Here is a 17,229-nt window from a genome sequence, read left to right as displayed (position 1 = left end):
TGCGCGGCCGGCTTCTTTTTGACAGGGGAAGCGCATGTTCGTTGCGCCTGCATTTGCGCAGGAATTGGAAACGGAAGCGGACCAGAACGGCCACACCGAGGTCGGCGTCGAGCATGGCTCGACCGGGGTCTTCCCGCCTTTCGATTCCTCGACCTATCCTTCGCAGCTTCTTTGGCTGGCGATCACCTTCGGCCTGTTCTACCTCTTCCTGAAGAAGGTCGTCCTGCCGCGCATCGGCGGCATCCTCGAGGTGCGCAGCGACCGTATCGCGCAGGATCTCGACCAGGCCGCACGGCTGAAGGAAGAATCCGACGCCGCTCTTGCCGCCTACGAGCAGGAGCTTGCCGACGCCAAGGCCAAGGCCGGCGCGATCGGTCAGGAAGCTCGCGATGTCGCCAAGGCGGAAGCCGACGCGGAACGCAAGAAGGTGGAAGCTTCGCTGGAGTCCAGGCTCTCGGAAGCCGAAGCCCGCATCGCGCTGATAAAGGACGCCGCCATGCGCGACGTCAGCCAGATCGCCGAGGAGACCACCGGTCTCATCGTGCAGGAATTGCTGGGCAGCAAGACCGACAAGGCTGCGGTCTCGGCCGCCGTCAAAGCGGTGAGGGGATAGACCATGGACGCCACACTCTGGGCCACGATCGCTCTCTTCATGTTCCTTGGGTTGATTGCCTATCTCGGCGTCCCGCGGATGGTAGGCAAGTCGCTCGACGCACGTGCGGATCGCATTCGCGCCGACCTCGAAGAGGCGCGCCGCCTGCGTGAAGAAGCACAGCAGCTGCTGGCCGAGTATCAGCGCAAGCGCAAGGAAGCCGAGCGCGAGGCAGCCGACATCGTCGCTGCAGCCAGGCACGAAGCCGAGATACTCGAGGCAGACGCGCGGCAGAAGACGGAAGACTACGTCACCCGCCGCACCGCATTGGCCGAGCAGAAGATCGCGCAGGCAGAACGCGACGCAGTCAACGAAGTGCGCAGCCGTGCCGTCGACATCGCCGTCGCCGCGGCGGGCAAGCTTCTGGCAGACAAAGTCGACGCGAAGACGGACGCGACGCTGTTCAAGTCCTCGCTGGACGACGTGAAGGCGAAGCTCAACTGAGCTGCCGATCCCTCGTCACATCAAACGAAAACGCCGCCTCCGGGCGGCGTTTTCGTTATACGAAGCTGCGAAATCTGGCGGCGGTCAAACCCTGAATGGCGCAAAGGACATCCGGTGGAGCCGGGTGACCGGGCCATGCTCGACGATCGCCGCGCGATGCCTGACCGTGGCGTAGCCCATGTGCACTTCGAACCCGTAGCGCGGGTCGCAGGCGCCGGCACGCGCCATCATGCGGTCGCGCATCACCTTGGCGACGATGGAGGCGGCTGCGATCGACTGCGAACGCTGGTCGCCCTTGACGACTGCGCGCGCAAGACAGGGCAGGCCGGGCGGCACGTCGCGCCCGTCGGCCAGCACCAGAAGGGGCGCGACCCCCAGCGTTGCCACCGAACGGCGCATGGCTTCCAGGCTCGCCTTGCGGATATCGCCGCTGTCGATCGTGCCGGCACAGACCGACGCGAACGAGACGGCAACGGCCCGCGCGAGGATATCGGCAAAGACCAGTTCGCGCGCTGCCGCATCGAGCCGTTTTGAATCGTCCAGTCCGTCGGGAATATTGTCTGGGTCGAGGATGACGGCCGCCGCCATGACCGGTCCCGCCAGCGGCCCCCGGCCTGCCTCGTCGGTTCCGGCTACCGGCCAGCGGCCCTCGCGCCGCGCCTCGTTTTCGAACGAGAAGTCGGGGCGCACGGGCAACTCGAAAAGAAGCGGAGAATCGGAGCGCAAGCGAGACATGTTGCGGCGATGCTCGCACCGGCTCCGATTCTCCGCAAGTCCTTCCCGCCTTTTGGGGCGGGGCGGGAAGGCTCCGTCGGCGTCGAGGGGGACAGGGAAGCCGGACGGAATTCGTCAAAAATCCTAAAGCAGGACCAGTTGCTGGCCGGCACCTCCCGGCTGCTTGAACAGGTCGTTGCGCAGACGCCGTCTTTCCGTGTTGAGGCCGAGGCGTTTTGCCGCGATCTCGAAGCGTCGACCGATCTGCCACGCGTAGGGTCCGGCACCCTTCATCCGCTTGCCCCACTCGGCGTCATAGTCCTTGCCGCCGCGCATGGAGCGGATGAGCGAGACGACATGCCGATAGCGGTCCGGGTAATGGCGCAGGAGCCATTCCTTGAAGATCGGGGAAACCTCGAGGGGCAACCGCAGGATGATGTACCCTGCCTCGCGCGCACCCGCCGCATAGGCCGAGTCCAGTATGCGCTCGATCTCCTGGTCGTTCAGCGCGGGGATCACCGGACCGATCATCACCGACACCGGTATGCCCGCATCCGAAAGCGCGCGCATCGCTTCAAGCCGCAGAGGCGGTGTCGCAGCGCGGGGCTCCATCGCCCGTGCCAGCTTGCGGTCGAGCGTGGTGACCGACAGTGCAACCTTGGCCAGACCCTTCTCGGCCATTCTGCCGAGAATATCGATGTCCCGCATCACGAGCGCCGACTTGGTGACGATGCCGACAGGGTGGTTGTGCGCTTCGAGCACTTCCAGAACCTCGCGCATGATCCGCCACTGCTTCTCGATGGGCTGATACGGGTCGGTGTTGGTGCCGATCGCTATGGTCCGCGGCTCGTATCCCGGCTTGGCCAGTTCCCGCTCCAGCAGGCGCGCGGCATCGGGCTTGGCAAACAGCTTCGCCTCGAAGTCGAGCCCCGGCGAAAGCCCCATGAAGGCATGGGTGGGACGCGCAAAGCAGTAGACGCAGCCATGCTCGCAACCACGATAGGGGTTGATCGAGCGGTCGAAAGAGATGTCGGGCGACGTGTTTCGCGTAATGATGCTGCGCGGCTTCTCGACCTGCACCTCGGTCTTGAACGGCGGCAGTTCCTCAAGGCTGCTCCAGCCGTCATCGAAGACATGCCGTGTCAGCGGCTCGTAGCGTCCCGACGGGTTGACGCCCGCAGCCCTGCCGCGCCTGCGGTCGAAGCCGACGCGCATGCCGCTTTCCTCGATCAGTGCATTCGCCATCGGCGCGCCATTGGCAAAGGCGGCAACATCCGCCTGTCTGACAGGTTCCATTTCCGGGCTCCATCGGCGAGCGACTCGCCTGCGTTCCATGAAACTATTCCTATTTTCCGAAACGGAACAAAGCAAGAACTTTCTTTGCTGCGGCGCAACACTGGTTTTGGCCGGCGCTTTAGGCTATGGCCGTTTCATGCTCTCCGTCCTGATAGAGACACGGAACCATGAGGACGCGCTCGCGCGCACGCTATCCTCTCTCGTCGGAGGAGCCGTCGAAGGTGTCGTTCGCGAGGTGATCGTTTGCGACGACGGGTCGTCCGACCGCACCCATTCGGTCGCTGAACATGCCGGTTGCAGCTATCTGGCCGAGGCGGGCGTCGCAGCAGGAATCAGGCAGGCGCGCAGCGAGTGGCTGCTGCTGCTGGAGCCGGGCGCGCGGCTGTTGGACGGGTGGATGGACGCGGTGCTGGAGCATGCCGGTCACGGCAGCGGGGCTGCCCGCTTCACGCGCGCGAGGCAGTCGAAGCAGCCGTTCCTGATGCGTATATTCGGTGGCAGGCGACCACTCGCAGATGGCCTCGTCATCACCAAAAGGCAGGCGCTGTCGCTTGCTCGGGGCGAGGGTACGGCTTGCGACATAGCCAAATCCGTCTCCGCGCGCCGGCTGGGCGCCGAAATCTTGGCTGCCCCGATTCCAAGAAGGGATTAGGCGCTCTTCCCGCCGGCCCGCTTCAGATGCTCATCAAGCCGCGGCATGATCTCCACGAAATTGCAAGGCATGTGTCGATAGTCGAGCTGCGGTTTGAGGATATGGTCCCACGCATCGCGGCACGCGCCGGGCGATCCCGGAATGGCGAAAACGAAGGTGGCGTTGACGACGCCGCCGGTCGCGCGCGACTGGATCGTCGACGTGCCGATCTTGTCGTAGGAGATGCGGTGGAAGACTTCCGAGAAGCCGTCCATGCGCTTTTCGAACAGAGGTTCCAGAGCCTCCGGCGTCACGTCGCGTCCGGTAAAGCCAGTGCCGCCGGTCGTGATGACGACGTCGATCCCGTCGTCCTTCGACCACTTCATGACGACGGAGCGGATGGCCTCGACATCGTCGGTGACGATCTCGCGGGCCGCCAGCCGGTGCCCCGCCTCTTCGATACGAGCAGCAAGGGTCGCTCCCGACTTGTCGTCCGCGAGAGCGCGCGTATCCGATACGGTCAGCACCGCTATGCCGACCGGAAGAAACGGACGATTTTCGTCAATGCGCGACATCGGCTGCGGCTTTCTCGATCGTGGCGGTAGCCTGAACGTACCACGAAGGTTCGGCGGCTGCGATGCTGGCTGCCGCCCGTTCCGCTTGGGCGAAGGAGCCGAACAGCCCGAAGCATGTCGCGCCGGAGCCCGACATCCGCGCCAGCGCGGCACCGCCGTTATCGAGCGCGGCCAGCACGTCGGAGATCACGGGCGCGACGGACATGGCCGGCGCCTGCAGGTCGTTTCGCGTGGGGGCCAGCCATGCGGTGAAGTCGTGGAAGCCGCAGCGCGCGGGCAGGGCGGGCAGTGGCGGGTTCTCGCGGTTCGCCAGCGCACGAAACACGGCTGGCGTAGGCACGGCCACGCCGGGGTTGACGAGCACCATGGCGAGAGGCGGCAGGCCAGTCGCCGGCTCCAGTTCGTCGCCGATGCCCCGCGCTACGAGAGGCGTTGCTGCCAGGCACATCGGCACATCCGCGCCGAGCGAAAGTGCAGCCTGCTTCAGTTGAGTATCGTCTGTCGAAAGCCCCCAGAGCTTGCGAAGCGCCCGCAATGTGGCTGCGGCATCGCTCGATCCCCCGCCGATGCCGGAGGCTATGGGAAGGTTCTTCTCCAGCATGATGAAAACCGGACTGCCGTTGCCGGCAAGTTCGCGCAGCAGGTCGCGCGCGCGCAGCACCAGATTGTCGCTTTCGCCTTGCAGGCCACTCGCAAAGCGGCCCTCGACATGAAAGGCGTCGGTGTCTGCATCGCATACCGAAACGCGATCACCAGCCCCTGTGAACACAACCAGCGTGTCGAGCAGATGGTATCCGTCCGCTCTGCGCCCCGTAACGTGCAGCGCAAGGTTAACCTTCGCCGGCGCGTGCTCAACCAGCGTCGCGCGCGCAAGCTGCGCGGCATCAGTCCTTGAGGAGATGATATTCACCCGTCTTGGGGTCCTTCACCAGCGTGCCCTGGGTTCCGGACTGCTTCTCGGCCTCGGCGCGGCGCGCTCTCGCGGTGATGCGCTCGGCCTCGCGGATGAATGAGCGGTAGCCCACATAGGCGACGACGCCAACGAGAGCGAAGAAGATGATCTGGGGCATTGTCCGGTCTCCTCCCGTTGGCTGGGCGTTGCGGATACTGTGGCCGTTACGCCCAACTCTAGTGCTTTTTCGCCAGCCGTCAAAGGCCGAAGCGGCTCCACAGTGCGCGTTCCTCCGCGGCGTCGATCAGCCCGTCGGCCGCAGAGGCAGCGATCTGCGACGAATGGGATGACGACACGCCGAGCTTTCGCCCAAAGAGCCCGCGCGGCATGGTGATGAGCTGCAACCGCGTCTTTTCGCCATAGCGCTGCTTGAGGAACGAGCGCATGTCGCCGAGGCCGTCCACCAGCCCGAGTTCGACGCCTTTCACGCCCGTCCAGAACATGCCGGTGAAAAGGTCGGGGTCATTCGCAAGCTTCGGGCCGCGACGCTCCTTCACCAGATTGATGAAGGTGTCATGGATTTCGAGCTGCAGCGTCTTCAGCCGCTCGACGTCTTCCTTCTTTTCCGGGCGAAAGGGATCGAGGATGGATTTGTTCTGCCCGGCCGTATGCACGCGGCGCTCGACCCCGATCTTCTTGATGAGGTCCTGGAAGCCGAAGGAGGCCGACACAACGCCGATGGAGCCGACGATCGACGATGGATCGGCGATGATCTCGTCGCCAGCTACCGCGATCATGTAGCCGCCGGACGCGGCGATATCCTCGACGAAGACGATGACACGCTTGTTCTTCTCTTCGGCCAGATCGCGGATGCGCCGAAAGATCAGGCGCGACTGGACCGGAGATCCGCCCGGCGAGTTGATCGATATCGCGACGGCAGGCGCATCCTTGATCGAGAACGCCTTCTCGATAAGCCCGGCCGTGGTGGCAAGCGAGAGGCTGGGCCTGAACTGATTACCGCCCGTCATGATGGCGCCATGCAGGCGGATCACGGGAATGGTCGTTACTTTCGAACGCATCGAGGCGGGAAGAAGGCGGCTGAAAAGTCGTCTCAACAGATATTTCTCCTGGAAATCCCAACGGATGTAGGGTTTTGCGCGGCGTGCGCAATATCGGGGCGCCGACTTTGGGTCTTCAATCGCCGAAAAGCGTCGCGCGTCCGTTGGTGATGGCGTCGGTCTGCGCCGAGAAGCGCTCGCCGTCCGCTTCGTGGATGGAGAGCGCAGGCATGAGCGAGAGGCCCGCGCGCGAGCCGCGTGTGGCGCGCACGACGATGCGGATTGCGGCCTCGTCCGGGCGCGGGTGGATCGGCTTGATGCATGCACCGCCGAACCGGCCTTCCATCGCCGCAAGTATGACGGGAAGCGACTGCGGCCGCGCGATCAGCGCAAGCCCGCCGCGCGGGCGCAGGATGGCTGAGGCAGTGCGCAGCCAGCGCTCGAACAACGCGTCGTCTTCCATCACGTGTGCCGAGCGGCGAAGCGCATCGGGGGAGGCCCGATCCGCTCCCGCGTTGAAGGGCGGGTTCATGATGGCAAAATCGAACATCCGGTCGGCAAGCCCGGCCTGCTGGCGCGCTCGGCCGGTCAGCGTGACGTCGGCAACGAGAATTTCGGCGCGGCCCGCGATGCGGCCATTGGCTTCATGCGCAATCGAACGTCGCGCGAAATCGGCCATTTCCTCCGACCGCTCGATCAGCACGACATTTGCGTTCTCGCAGCGCGCTGCGACCGCCAGACCCGCCGCGCCGGCACCTGCGCCCAGATCGGCAAGACGGCCGGAAAAGCCGGAGGGCACCGCAGCCGCCAGCATCATGGCGTCCATCCCGGCCCGATGTCCCTTGCGGGGCTGCACCAGAAAGAAGTCGCCGCGATGGAACGCGTCGAGCGTCTCCATCTGACTGGCCGGCATGTCGGCCGTCTCCACAGGCGCGATCATTTTTCCTTCATCTCGTCGGCGATGCCGGCATCCGCCAGCAGCCTGCGCGCCTCTTCCAGTTCGTCCTGCGAAACCATCACGCGGCGAGGCAGGATGCCGATGGACCCTTCGATCACGCTCATGTTCTGGTCGGCTACGAAATAGCCGACGCCCGCGTCGCGCAGCAGCGCCTCCACGAAGGAAATCAGGACGGGATCGTTCGTGCGCATCAGTTCTATCATGGAGGCGAGGCTTTCAGGTTGGAACGCAAATGTAAACGGCCCGCCGCGCCAATTCGCCACTTGCCGCGCATGGCGCGCCTGCCTACAGTCCCGCGCGAAAGATGGCGGTGGGCCAACCGCGCGCAAGGAGTTCCATGTGGTGGGTGTCGTAGTCAATATCGAGGGCGGCAAGCGGGAGAACGCTTCCATCGAGGCGATGATTGCGCTGACGCGCGCCGACATGGGCCGCGTGAACGAGCTGATCCTTTCAAGGGCCGGCTCCGACGTGGAGATGATCCCCGAGGTTGCCAATCACCTCATCTCGTCGGGCGGCAAGCGGCTCCGGCCGATGCTCACCTTGGCCGCCGCGCAGATGTTCGGCTACAAGGGCGACGGCCACGTGAAGCTGGCCACCAGCGTGGAGTTCATGCACACTGCCACGCTGCTGCACGACGACGTGGTGGACGAGAGCGACCTGCGGCGCGGCAAGCGCACGGCCCGCATGATCTGGGGCAACCAGGCAAGCGTCCTTGTGGGCGATTTCCTGCTCGGCCAGGCCTTCCGCATGATGGTCGATGTCGGCTCGCTGGAGGCGCTCGACATCCTGTCTGCGGCCGCGTCGGTGATTGCCGAAGGCGAGGTGATGCAGCTCGGCGTCGCCAAGAATCTCGAGACCACCGAGGACGACTATCTCGCCGTCATCAAGGCCAAGACCGCCGCGCTGTTTTCCGCCGCCGCCGAAGTAGGCCCCATCGTGGCCGGCGCATCCAGGACGGACCGCGCAGCACTTCGTTCCTATGGCACCAATCTCGGCCTCGCCTTCCAGCTCATCGACGATGCGCTCGATTATGGCGGCAACGCAGAGGATCTCGGCAAGAACGTCGGCGACGACTTCCGAGAGGGCAAGGTAACGCTGCCGGTGATTCTCAGCTATCGCCGCGGTACGGCCGAAGAACGCGAGTTCTGGAAGTCGGCGATCGAAAACGACCAGACCGACGATGATTCGCTGGAGCGTGCCAAGAAGCTGATGGCCAAGCATGGCGCGATCGGCGATACCATCGGACGCGCACGCCATTTCGGCGAGATAGCCCGCGATGCGCTTGCGCCCCTGCCGCAGACCCCGCAGAAGCAGGCGATGCTGGACGTCATCGACTTCTGCATCAGCCGCGTCAACTGATCGGGCTACGGCCAAAGCGTTACGGGTATTGACCGCTTCGTGAAGCGAGGCGGATTGAACCCCGACCGCAAAAAGGCCATGCTTTACGCCTTCAAGGTCTCGTCAGTCCGGTTTGCCTGATGCGCCGGACCGAAGGAAGGGAAGCAATGCGGCTGAAGAATCGACGCTGGATCGTGGCTGCCGGGGTGGCCACCTGCATCGCGCTTGGACATGGGCCTGCATTGGCCAGCCAGCCTAATACGACAACCCAGCCCGACACGGTACGCGTCAATTCGCTTTCGGGCGCCTATCTGGCGGCGCGTATAGCCGAGACCGACAACGATCTCGACGCGGCCATCGCCTATTATCGCCGCGCCACCGCCTTCGATCCCGACAACCAGACGCTCCAGCAGAGCCTGCTTCTGGGACTGGTCTCGAAGGGCGATTTCGACGCGGCGCTGCCCTACGCCGAGAAGCTCAAGGACGCCCCGGAGGTCGAGCGGTTCTCGCGCGTGGCGCTGGCGATCGATTCGATCCGCAACGGTCGCTTCGAGGAAGCCGAAGAGTGGCTCAAGCTGTCGCTCGAATCCGACCTCGACCGGCTCATCACCGGGCTGATGATCGCATGGACCAAGCTCGGCGCGGGCGACGGCGAGGGTGCGCTCGCCTTTATCGACAATCTCTCCGGGCCTGACTGGTACGACCTGTTCGTCGGTTATCACCGCGCACTCATCGCTGAGCAGGCCGGCAACGAGCAAGCGGCGCGCGAGGCCTACGAGGCAACCGCTACCAACGTGTCGGGCGGCGGTGCCGCTCCCGAGGCCTATCTGCGCGCTCTGGAGGCCTATGCCGGCTTCCTGTCGCGACAGGGCGAAGACGAAGCCGCGCTTGAGGTGCTGGATCAGGCCGACGAGTTCGCCTCCGGCCGCGTGACGCTGGAAGCGCTGCGCGAACAGATGGACGCGGGCGCCGACGTGGCGCCGCTGGTGCCCGATGCGGCCGCCGGCGCTGCCGAAGCGCTGCTCAACCTCGCCACGGCCCTGAACCGCAGCGGCGGCGAATCCTTCGTGCGGCTTTACCTGCAATACGCAGTGACGCTGCGCCCCGACAGCGATGCCATACTGGTCCAGCTCGCCGGTGTCGCCGAGCAGCAGGGACAGGCGGAGATCGCCATTTCCCACTACGCCAAGGTTCCCGATGCTTCCCCCATGAAGCACATCGCCGAATTGCAGCTCGGCCTGAACCTCGCCGACCTCGAACGCTATGGCGAGGCGATCGAGCATTTGCAGATCGCCCTGGCCGAAGACGAAGACGACATGCGCGCCTATCTAGCGCTTGGCGGCGTCTATGCGCGGCAGGAGAATTTCCGCGCCGCGGCCGACCTCTACGAGAGAGCTGTGGCCCGCATGGGCGAGCCGACGCGGGCCGAGTGGAACATCTTCTACCAGCGCGGCATCGCCTATGAGCGGCTGAAGGAGTGGGACAAGGCCGAACCCAACTTCCACAAGGCGCTCGAACTCTTCCCCGACCAGCCGCAGGTGCTCAACTATCTCGGCTACTCCTGGGTCGACATGAACCGGAACCTCGAAGAAGGTCTGGACATGATCCAGCGCGCGGTGAACCTGCGCCCCAGCGACGGCTATATCGTCGATTCGCTTGGCTGGGCGTTCTACCGGCTGGGACGCTTCGAGGACGCGGTGCGCGAGCTTGAACGCGCCGTCGGCCTGATGCCGGCCGACCCGATCCTCAACGACCATCTGGGCGACGCCTACTGGCGCGTCGGCCGCAAGCTGGAAGCGACCTTCCAGTGGCGTCACGCGCTGGCGCTGGAGCCCGACGACGACGTCAAGGAAGATGCCGAGCGCAAGCTGGCCGAAGGCATGCCGCCCGTCGAGCAGCGGGCCGAGGCCGAGGAGCCGGAAGCCGAGCAGGAGACGCTGCAGGCGGGCATGGTGCCCATGCCGGACGATCCGGCCGGCCGCGCATCGCCGGCGCCCGAGGTGGAGACGGTATCTGCCGGGCAGCCAGCGCAGCCGGCGACGCATCTGGTGCAGCCCGGCCAGTCGCTCTGGTCGATCGCTACCGAGGTGTTGGGCGACGGCAACCGCTATCCCGAATTGCTCGACCTCAACCCCGACCTGCGCGGCGACCCCGGCCGCATCGTTCCGGGCTACCGTCTCAACCTGCCGCCTGCGAATTAGCGCCCGTCCGGGCGCTCTTCCTTGACGCTACCGTGCCGCCGCACTAGGACGTGCCACGTCCCGCCACAGGCCGCGAGTGCACCAAGTGACCGCCCAGCTACCCGACCATATGAACCCCCGCCGCTCGTTTCAGGGGCTGATCCTCACGCTCCATAACTATTGGGCGGAGTACGGTTGCGTCGTTCTGCAACCCTACGACATGGAAGTGGGAGCGGGTACGTTCCATCCGGCCACAACGCTGCGCGCGCTCGGGCCCCGGCCGTGGAACGCCGCCTACGTCCAGCCGTCGCGCCGGCCCAAGGATGGTCGCTACGGCGAGAACCCCAACCGGCTCCAGCACTACTACCAGTATCAGGTGATCCTGAAGCCGAACCCGTCGAACCTGCAGGAGCTTTATCTGGGCTCGCTGGACGCGATCGGCATCGACCCGCTACTGCACGACATCCGCTTCGTCGAGGATGACTGGGAAAGCCCGACGCTGGGTGCCTGGGGCCTGGGCTGGGAGTGCTGGTGTGACGGCATGGAGGTGTCGCAGTTCACCTATTTCCAGCAGGTCTGCGGCATCGAATGCGCGCCGGTCGCCGGCGAGCTGACCTATGGTCTTGAGCGCCTCGCCATGTATGTGCAGGGCGTCGACAACGTCTACGACCTCAATTTCAACGGCCGCGAGGGGGCCGGGAAGGTCACCTATGGCGACGTCTTCCTTCAGGCCGAGCAGGAATATTCGCGGCACAATTTCGAGCACGCCGACACGTCGATCCTGTTCCGGCATTTCGAGGATGCCGAGCGCGAGTGCAAGGCGCTGTTGGCCGCCGGTGCGCCGCAGGACGGTGACAACGCTGCGATGCACAGGATGGTCTTTCCCGCCTATGACCAGTGCATCAAGGCCTCTCACGCGTTCAACCTGCTCGACGCGCGCGGCGTGATCTCGGTCACGGAGCGCCAGAGCTACATCCTGCGCGTTCGCAACCTCGCCAAGGCGTGCGGCGAGGCGTTCCTGCTTACGGAAGCCGGCGGCTTCGCATTCGACACGAAGGCTGCCTGAGATGCCTGATCTTCTGCTTGAACTTCGCAGCGAAGAGATTCCCGCCCGCCCGCGTGCCCGCAGCGGCTATGCCGCGAGGACGCGCAAACTAAAGAAGGCATGCGGGATGGAGCACACCAATGCCTGATCTTCTGCTTGAACTTCGCAGCGAAGAGATTCCGGCCCGCATGCAGCGCAAGGCTGCGGGCGACCTGAAGAAGATGGTCACCGACGGGCTGGTTGATGCCGGGCTGACCTACGAGGCCGCGACCGAATACTGGACGCCGCGCCGGCTGACGCTGGACATTCGCGGCCTCACCGCACGCTCCAAGGACGTGCACGAGGAGATAAAGGGGCCGTCCACCAGCGCGCCGGAACAGGCGGTACAGGGCTTCCTGCGCAAGGCCGGGCTGTCGTCGGTTTCGGAAGCTCATGTCCACACCGACCCGAAGAAGGGCGATTTCTACGTCGCGCATATCTCGCGGCCGGGGCGTGCGGCCGACGAGATCATCGCCGGGCTGATCGCCGCCGTCATTCGCAGTTTTGCGTGGCCGAAATCGATGCGCTGGGGCGCTGCCTCCGCAGAACCCGGCTCGCTGCGCTGGGTGCGCCCGCTGCAATCCATCCTGTGCACCTTCGGTCCGGAGACCGAGGAGCCGGTTGTGGTCGATTTCGAGGTCGACGGCATCCGGTCCGGCAACGTCACCTATGGCCATCGCTTCCACGCGCCGGGCGAGATCGTCGTTCGCCGCTTCGACGACTACGTCTCCAGGCTGGAGGCCGCGAAGGTCGTGCTCGACGCCGAGCGCCGCAAGCGCATCATTCTGGACGACGCCAAGAACCTCGCTTTCGCCGCAGGCCTCGAGCTGGTCGAGGACGAGGGCCTGCTGGACGAGGTGTCCGGCTTGGTCGAATGGCCGGTTGTGCTGATGGGCGAGTTCGAGGAAGCCTTCCTCGACATCCCGCCCGAGGTCATCCGGCTCACCATCCGCGCCAACCAGAAGTGCTTCGTCACCCGACCGCGCGGTGAGGACGAGAAGCTCTCCAACCGCTTCATTCTCACCTCCAACATCGAGGCTAAGGACGGCGGCAGGGAAATCGCCTACGGCAACGGCAAGGTCGTGCGCGCGCGCCTGTCGGACGCGGTGCATTTCTGGAAGACCGACCAGGCCAACCTGCCGGATCTTGCCGCGTTGTCCGACTCGGCTGAAAAATTCGGGCTCGACCTGAACAAGCCGCTCGACCAGCGCATGGCGCGGCTCGACCATTTGGGCGTCACTTTCCATGCAAAGCTGGGCACGCAGGGCGAGCGCGTCCAGCGCATCCGCGCTCTGGCGCGCGAGATCGCACCGCTGGTCGGCGCCGAGCCCGATCTTGCGGACCGCGCCGCCGTGCTGGCCAAGGCCGACCTTCAGACCGAGGTGGTCGGCGAGTTCCCCGAACTGCAGGGTGCGATGGGCCGCAAATACGCGCTGCTGCAAGGCGAGCAGCCATCGGTCGCCGCTGCGCTGGAAGAACACTACCGCCCGCAGGGTCCGTCGGATGTCGTACCGACCGATCCGGTTTCGATAGCCGTGGCGCTCGCCGACAAGCTCGACACGCTGGTCGGCTTCTGGGCCATCGACGAAAAGCCCACCGGCTCGAAAGACCCGTATGCGCTCAGAAGGGCGGCGCTGGGTGTGATCCGCATCGTGGTGGAGAATGGTGTGCGATTAGGCCTGTTAAAGCTCTGCGAGGCGCTGGGGCAAATTCTCCTGTTTGATGGGATGGGGAAGTCTCTCGAAAGGCAGCGCGAGCTCGCCAGCGAACTGGCGCAATTGGGTACCGTGGGCGCTGACACTGTTGCTACTGCAGCTCAAACCGGCAGCTATAAAATAGTCTGGATCGGAGAGAGCATGTATCGAGACTACGTGCTCGACCTCCTCTCGTTCTTTCACGACCGCCTGAAAGTCTACCTCCGCGACAAGGGCGCGCGGCACGATCTCATCGACGCCGTCATCTCGCCGGAGGCCGACGACCTGCTTCTCGTCACCTCGCGCGTGGCGGCGCTCGGCATCTTCCTCGACACCGAGGACGGCAGGAACCTGCTGGCCGGCACCAAGCGTGCGGCCAACATTCTTGCAGCCGAAGAGAAGAAGGGCACGGCCATCGCGGATGCGGTCGATCCCGCGCTCTTCCGTGAGAGCAGCGAGGAAAAGCTGTTCGAAGCGGTGAATCTGGCTGAGAAGAACGCAGCCGAAGCGATTCAGAAACAAGACTTTTCCGCCGCTATGCTTGCACTTAGCGCGTTGCGTGAACCAGTTGATTCATTCTTTGAACAGGTTCTCGTGAACGATGAGGATGCGGCCGTGCGGGCAAACCGTCTGGCGCTGCTTTCGCGCATCCGCAGCGCCACCGGACAGGTCGCCGACTTCTCGAAGATCGCGGGCTAGATAAACACCCACACGCCCAGCGCCATCGCGATCAGCGTCAGGATGGGCGTCGTCATGCCGAGGCTGGGCAGCCATGCGGGCGGCGGCGTGCCGGCTTTCGCGGCGCGCCCGGCGACACGGCCGATGGCGAGGATGACGCCCAGCAACACCAGCGCCACGATCAGCTTGGCGGTGTACGCCGCGCCCAGGTCGGCGAGGTCGTAGCGGAAAAGCCAGAGGCCGATGCCGCTCAGCCAGATGAGCAGGATGCCCGCCAGCCCCATCTTCGAGAAGACCGGCCGCAGCGCCGCGAGGTCCGGCGACGGCGCGCCCGCAATCCCCGCGCGGCGCGAGACGGCCATCACGCCGAAGCCGGCGGCCGCACCCAGCATCAGGCCGAATATGTGCAGGAATTTCAGGACGAAGTTGACGGTCAGCTCTATCACGGCACGCTCCCCAGGCTTGCCGATCGTTAGCCGCAAGGCCCTGCCGAGGCAAGCGCGTAGGATTAGATGCCGGCCGGCTCTTGTCGTCGGTCGTCTGGAAGGCTACGCAATCGGCTCGTTATATGAAAACCGTGTGGAAGACGTCTTGGCCCGCATTCTGCCGTTGGAAGAAGCTTTCGGTCCCGCCCTCGACCTTCTCGAGGCGGGCGATGTCGTGGCGCTCCCGACCGAGACCGTCTACGGCCTCGCCGCCGATGCGACCAATGGCGAGGCGGTGGCGCGCATCTTCGAGGTGAAGGGCAGGCCGCGCTTCAATCCACTCATCGTGCACGTGTCCGATATGGACATGGCGCAGAAGATCGCCGTCTTCGACGCCGCGTCGCTGGCGCTCGCCCATGGCTTCTGGCCGGGGCCGCTGACGCTGGTGCTGCCGCTGCGCGAGGGGCACGGCATCCATCCGCTGGTCACGGCTGGTCTCGACACCGTCGCCATCCGCATGCCGCGCGATTTCGCCCGCGAGCTGATAGACGAACTCGGGAAACCGCTCGCCGCGCCCTCGGCCAATTCGTCCGGCCGGATAACCGCCACCACGGCACAGGCCGTGGAAGACGATCTCGGTGACAGGATCGAGCTGATCGCCGATGGCGGCAGAACCCATGTCGGCGTCGAATCCACCATCATCAAGATCGCCGGCGGCGCTGCGCACATGCTGCGGCCGGGCGGGGTGACGGCGGGCGAGATCAGGAACGCGCTGGGCGTTGAGGTGGTGCGCGGTAGCACTGCCGGCATCGAGGCGCCGGGCATGCTGGCCTCCCACTACGCGCCTGACGCGGGCGTGCGTCTCGACGCGACGGAGGTGCGCGAAGGCGAGGCGCTGCTGGCCTACGGGCCGAAGCGTATCGAGGGCGCCGAAAGGGCCGTCGCAGTTCTCAACCTCTCGGAGAGGGGGCACATGCGCGAGGCGGCAGCTAATCTTTACAGCCACCTCAAGGCGCTCGACGGGTCCGGCGCGGCGACGATCGCGGTGGAGCCGATACCCCATGACGGGCTTTGCGAGGCGATCAACGACCGGCTTCGCCGCGCCGCTGCCCCCCGCGAGCAGGCGACAGCCTAGTCCCGCGCGATGACCCTCCCAGCCTTTCCCGACGCCGCGCTGCTTGACCGTTTCGCCCGGATCGTCGGCGACGCGCACGCCCTGCGCGCGGCCGACGAAATCGCCCCCTATGTCAGCGAGCGGCGCGGGCTTTGGCCCGGCGCGAGCGCACTGGTGCTGCGGCCGGGCAGCGTGGACGAGGTGAGCGCGATCTTGCGGCTGGCCACCTCCACCGGCACGCCGGTCGTGCCACAGGGCGGAAACACCGGTCTCGTAGGCGGCCAGATGCCCGACGCCAGCGGCCGCGAGATCGTGCTCTCCCTGTCGCGGCTCAACCGCATCCGCGAGATCGACCTCGCCTCGAACACCGTCACGGCGGAGGCCGGCGTCGTGCTTCAGACGCTGCGCGACGCGGCCGACGACGGCGACCGGCTGTTTCCGCTCTCGCTCGGCTCGCAGGGCACCGCCCAGATCGGCGGCAACCTGTCGTCCAACGCGGGTGGCACAGGCGTGCTGGCCTACGGCAACGCGCGCGAGCTCTGCCTTGGCGTCGAGGTCGTGCTGCCGACAGGCGAAATTTTCGACGATCTGCGCAAGCTCAAGAAGGACAACACCGGCTACGACCTCAAGAACCTTTTCGTCGGGGCGGAAGGCACTCTGGGGGTGATTACCGCGGCTGTCCTGAAGCTGTTTCCTCGGCCCAAGGGCCGCGAGGTCGCATGGGTGGGCGTCGACACGCCGGCCGATGCGCTTGGCCTGTTCGGCCTCGCCTCGGAGAGGGCGGGCGCCAGCCTCACCGCGTTCGAGCTGATGATCGACTCCTCCCTCGCCTTCGTTCTGAGGCACATTCCCGGCGCAGTCGCCCCGCTCGGCGGCGGGCATCCGTGGTATGTTCTGGTCGAGATTTCCTCGGGCCGCTCGGCGGAAGACGCCCGCGGCCTGATGGAGGAAATCCTCACCGCCGGCTTCGAAGCCGGCCTCGTGACGGATGCCGCGATCGCGGCCAGTCTCGCGCAGGCTGATGCGTTCTGGAAGCTGCGCGAATCGATGTCCGATGCGCAGCGGCCCGAAGGCGCGTCGATCAAGCACGACGTGTCCGTGCCGGTAGCGGCTATCCCGGAGTTCATAGATCGCGCGTGGCAGGCGGTGCTGAAGCGCGAGCCGGCGGCGCGGCTGGTGTGCTTCGGGCACATGGGCGACGGCAATTTGCACTACAACATCTCGCAGCCGCAGGGCGGGGACCCGGCGGCGTTCCTCGCCCTCTACCGCGAGATCAACGATGCCGTGCACGAGGTGGTGCGCGCCTTCGGCGGCTCGATCTCGGCCGAGCACGGCATCGGCCGCATGAAGCGCGACGAGCTGATCGCAACCGCGCCGCCCGTCGCGATAGACCTGATGCGACGGGTCAAGCATGCGTTCGACCCCGCCGGCATCATGAACCCGGGCAAGGTCATTTAGCTTTTCTTGACGCCGGTTTACGAGCCGTTGCACCCGGT

Annotated in this window: 18 protein-coding genes; 9 read left to right on the top strand and 9 right to left on the bottom strand. The window is 65.5% G+C overall.

Going from position 1 to position 17,229, the window contains the following annotated elements; translation table 11 throughout:
* Nucleotides 1-34: 34 nt before the first annotated feature.
* Nucleotides 35-613: a F0F1 ATP synthase subunit B gene (locus tag FY036_RS12575; RefSeq protein ID WP_148915082.1), complete on the top strand. Its 579-nt coding sequence runs from the start codon at nt 35-37 to the stop codon at nt 611-613.
* 3 nt (nt 614-616) lie between these two features.
* On the top strand, nt 617-1,096 hold the full coding sequence (locus FY036_RS12570) for a F0F1 ATP synthase subunit B (RefSeq protein ID WP_148915081.1): 480 nt from the start codon (nt 617-619) through the stop codon (nt 1,094-1,096).
* A gap of 84 nt (nt 1,097-1,180) precedes the next feature.
* On the opposite strand, the gene FY036_RS12565 is transcribed toward FY036_RS12570, so the two are convergent.
* Both FY036_RS12565 and FY036_RS12560 read right to left on the bottom strand, forming a co-directional pair.
* A complete protein-coding gene (locus FY036_RS12565) occupies nt 1,181-1,831 on the bottom strand; it encodes a ribonuclease HII (RefSeq protein ID WP_148915080.1) in 651 nt (216 codons plus the stop codon).
* A gap of 123 nt (nt 1,832-1,954) precedes the next feature.
* Nucleotides 1,955-3,106 (bottom strand): PA0069 family radical SAM protein, encoded by a 1,152-nt coding sequence (locus FY036_RS12560; RefSeq protein ID WP_148915079.1) that lies wholly within the window; start codon nt 3,104-3,106, stop codon nt 1,955-1,957.
* A 136-nt stretch (nt 3,107-3,242) separates the two neighbouring features.
* On the opposite strand from FY036_RS12560, the gene FY036_RS12555 reads away from it, so the two are divergent.
* Nucleotides 3,243-3,758 carry a glycosyltransferase family 2 protein gene (locus FY036_RS12555; protein ID WP_148915078.1) on the top strand — a complete coding sequence of 172 codons (516 nt, stop codon included), beginning with the start codon at nt 3,243-3,245 and terminating at the stop codon, nt 3,756-3,758.
* On the opposite strand, the gene moaB is transcribed toward FY036_RS12555, so the two are convergent.
* The 6 genes from moaB to FY036_RS12525 all read right to left on the bottom strand — a co-directional run bounded on the left by moaB (nt 3,755) and on the right by FY036_RS12525 (nt 7,423).
* Nucleotides 3,755-4,312, bottom strand: coding sequence for a molybdenum cofactor biosynthesis protein B (gene moaB / locus FY036_RS12550; protein WP_148915077.1), 558 nt, complete (start codon nt 4,310-4,312; stop codon nt 3,755-3,757). The genes FY036_RS12555 and moaB overlap by 4 nt on opposite strands.
* Nucleotides 4,299-5,213 carry a 4-(cytidine 5'-diphospho)-2-C-methyl-D-erythritol kinase gene (locus FY036_RS12545; protein ID WP_235897670.1) on the bottom strand — a complete coding sequence of 305 codons (915 nt, stop codon included), beginning with the start codon at nt 5,211-5,213 and terminating at the stop codon, nt 4,299-4,301. The genes moaB and FY036_RS12545 overlap by 14 nt, the downstream gene beginning before the upstream one ends.
* Nucleotides 5,197-5,382: a hypothetical protein gene (locus FY036_RS12540; protein ID WP_148915076.1), complete on the bottom strand. Its 186-nt coding sequence runs from the start codon at nt 5,380-5,382 to the stop codon at nt 5,197-5,199. Before FY036_RS12540 ends, FY036_RS12545 begins: the two co-directional genes overlap by 17 nt.
* A 79-nt stretch (nt 5,383-5,461) precedes the next feature.
* The gene (locus tag FY036_RS12535) at nt 5,462-6,319 is read right to left on the bottom strand and encodes a S49 family peptidase (protein WP_148915075.1); all 858 of its coding nucleotides are present in this window, start codon (nt 6,317-6,319) and stop codon (nt 5,462-5,464) included.
* 79 nt (nt 6,320-6,398) lie between these two features.
* Nucleotides 6,399-7,202 (bottom strand): tRNA1(Val) (adenine(37)-N6)-methyltransferase, encoded by an 804-nt coding sequence (locus FY036_RS12530; RefSeq protein WP_235897656.1) that lies wholly within the window; start codon nt 7,200-7,202, stop codon nt 6,399-6,401.
* A complete protein-coding gene (locus tag FY036_RS12525; RefSeq protein ID WP_148915074.1) occupies nt 7,199-7,423 on the bottom strand; it encodes a putative signal transducing protein in 225 nt (74 codons plus the stop codon). Before FY036_RS12525 ends, FY036_RS12530 begins: the two co-directional genes overlap by 4 nt.
* 139 nt (nt 7,424-7,562) lie before the next feature.
* Here FY036_RS12525 and FY036_RS12520 point away from each other — a divergent pair, with 139 nt between their 5' ends.
* The 4 genes from FY036_RS12520 to glyS all read left to right on the top strand — a co-directional run bounded on the left by FY036_RS12520 (nt 7,563) and on the right by glyS (nt 14,215).
* Nucleotides 7,563-8,579 carry a polyprenyl synthetase family protein gene (locus tag FY036_RS12520; RefSeq protein ID WP_148915266.1) on the top strand — a complete coding sequence of 339 codons (1,017 nt, stop codon included), beginning with the start codon at nt 7,563-7,565 and terminating at the stop codon, nt 8,577-8,579.
* A gap of 146 nt (nt 8,580-8,725) precedes the next feature.
* Nucleotides 8,726-10,759 (top strand): tetratricopeptide repeat protein, encoded by a 2,034-nt coding sequence (locus tag FY036_RS12515; RefSeq protein ID WP_235897655.1) that lies wholly within the window; start codon nt 8,726-8,728, stop codon nt 10,757-10,759.
* Nucleotides 10,760-10,868: 109 nt separating this feature from the next.
* A complete protein-coding gene (locus FY036_RS12510) occupies nt 10,869-11,804 on the top strand; it encodes a glycine--tRNA ligase subunit alpha (RefSeq protein ID WP_201744760.1) in 936 nt (311 codons plus the stop codon).
* Nucleotides 11,805-11,923: 119 nt separating this feature from the next.
* Nucleotides 11,924-14,215 carry a glycine--tRNA ligase subunit beta gene (glyS, locus tag FY036_RS12505; RefSeq protein ID WP_148915071.1) on the top strand — a complete coding sequence of 764 codons (2,292 nt, stop codon included), beginning with the start codon at nt 11,924-11,926 and terminating at the stop codon, nt 14,213-14,215.
* Here glyS and FY036_RS12500 read toward each other — a convergent pair.
* Nucleotides 14,212-14,640, bottom strand: coding sequence for a hypothetical protein (locus FY036_RS12500; RefSeq protein ID WP_235897654.1), 429 nt, complete (start codon nt 14,638-14,640; stop codon nt 14,212-14,214). The two genes, glyS and FY036_RS12500, sit on opposite strands and share 4 nt — an antisense overlap.
* Before the next feature lie 145 nt (nt 14,641-14,785).
* Between FY036_RS12500 and FY036_RS12495 the strand changes: the two genes are divergently transcribed.
* Both FY036_RS12495 and FY036_RS12490 read left to right on the top strand, forming a co-directional pair.
* A complete protein-coding gene (locus FY036_RS12495) occupies nt 14,786-15,754 on the top strand; it encodes an L-threonylcarbamoyladenylate synthase (RefSeq protein WP_235897653.1) in 969 nt (322 codons plus the stop codon).
* A 9-nt stretch (nt 15,755-15,763) separates the two neighbouring features.
* Nucleotides 15,764-17,191 carry an FAD-binding oxidoreductase gene (locus FY036_RS12490; protein ID WP_148915069.1) on the top strand — a complete coding sequence of 476 codons (1,428 nt, stop codon included), beginning with the start codon at nt 15,764-15,766 and terminating at the stop codon, nt 17,189-17,191.
* Nucleotides 17,192-17,229: the final 38 nt, after the last annotated feature.

The sequence above is a fragment of the Neoaquamicrobium microcysteis genome (assembly GCF_008180155.1).
Classification (GTDB): domain Bacteria; phylum Pseudomonadota; class Alphaproteobacteria; order Rhizobiales; family Rhizobiaceae; genus Aerobium; species Aerobium microcysteis.
Note: the sequence above shows the minus strand (reverse complement) of the source record. Positions and strands in the feature narration are given on the sequence as shown.

Bases quoted from the DNA above. Each gene is read 5' to 3' on its own strand.
- FY036_RS12575 (WP_148915082.1), top strand. From the start codon at position 35: ATGTTCGTTGCGCCTGCATTTGCGCAGGAATTGGAAACGGAAGCGGAC.
- FY036_RS12570 (WP_148915081.1), top strand. From the start codon at position 617: ATGGACGCCACACTCTGGGCCACGATCGCTCTCTTCATGTTCCTTGGG.
- FY036_RS12565 (WP_148915080.1), bottom strand. From the start codon at position 1,831: ATGTCTCGCTTGCGCTCCGATTCTCCGCTTCTTTTCGAGTTGCCCGTG.
- FY036_RS12560 (WP_148915079.1), bottom strand. From the start codon at position 3,106: ATGGAACCTGTCAGACAGGCGGATGTTGCCGCCTTTGCCAATGGCGCG.
- FY036_RS12555 (WP_148915078.1), top strand. From the start codon at position 3,243: ATGCTCTCCGTCCTGATAGAGACACGGAACCATGAGGACGCGCTCGCG.
- moaB (WP_148915077.1), bottom strand. From the start codon at position 4,312: ATGTCGCGCATTGACGAAAATCGTCCGTTTCTTCCGGTCGGCATAGCG.
- FY036_RS12540 (WP_148915076.1), bottom strand. From the start codon at position 5,382: ATGCCCCAGATCATCTTCTTCGCTCTCGTTGGCGTCGTCGCCTATGTG.
- FY036_RS12530 (WP_235897656.1), bottom strand. From the start codon at position 7,202: ATGATCGCGCCTGTGGAGACGGCCGACATGCCGGCCAGTCAGATGGAG.
- FY036_RS12525 (WP_148915074.1), bottom strand. From the start codon at position 7,423: ATGATAGAACTGATGCGCACGAACGATCCCGTCCTGATTTCCTTCGTG.
- FY036_RS12515 (WP_235897655.1), top strand. From the start codon at position 8,726: ATGCGGCTGAAGAATCGACGCTGGATCGTGGCTGCCGGGGTGGCCACC.
- FY036_RS12510 (WP_201744760.1), top strand. From the start codon at position 10,869: ATGAACCCCCGCCGCTCGTTTCAGGGGCTGATCCTCACGCTCCATAAC.
- glyS (WP_148915071.1), top strand. From the start codon at position 11,924: ATGCCTGATCTTCTGCTTGAACTTCGCAGCGAAGAGATTCCGGCCCGC.
- FY036_RS12490 (WP_148915069.1), top strand. From the start codon at position 15,764: ATGACCCTCCCAGCCTTTCCCGACGCCGCGCTGCTTGACCGTTTCGCC.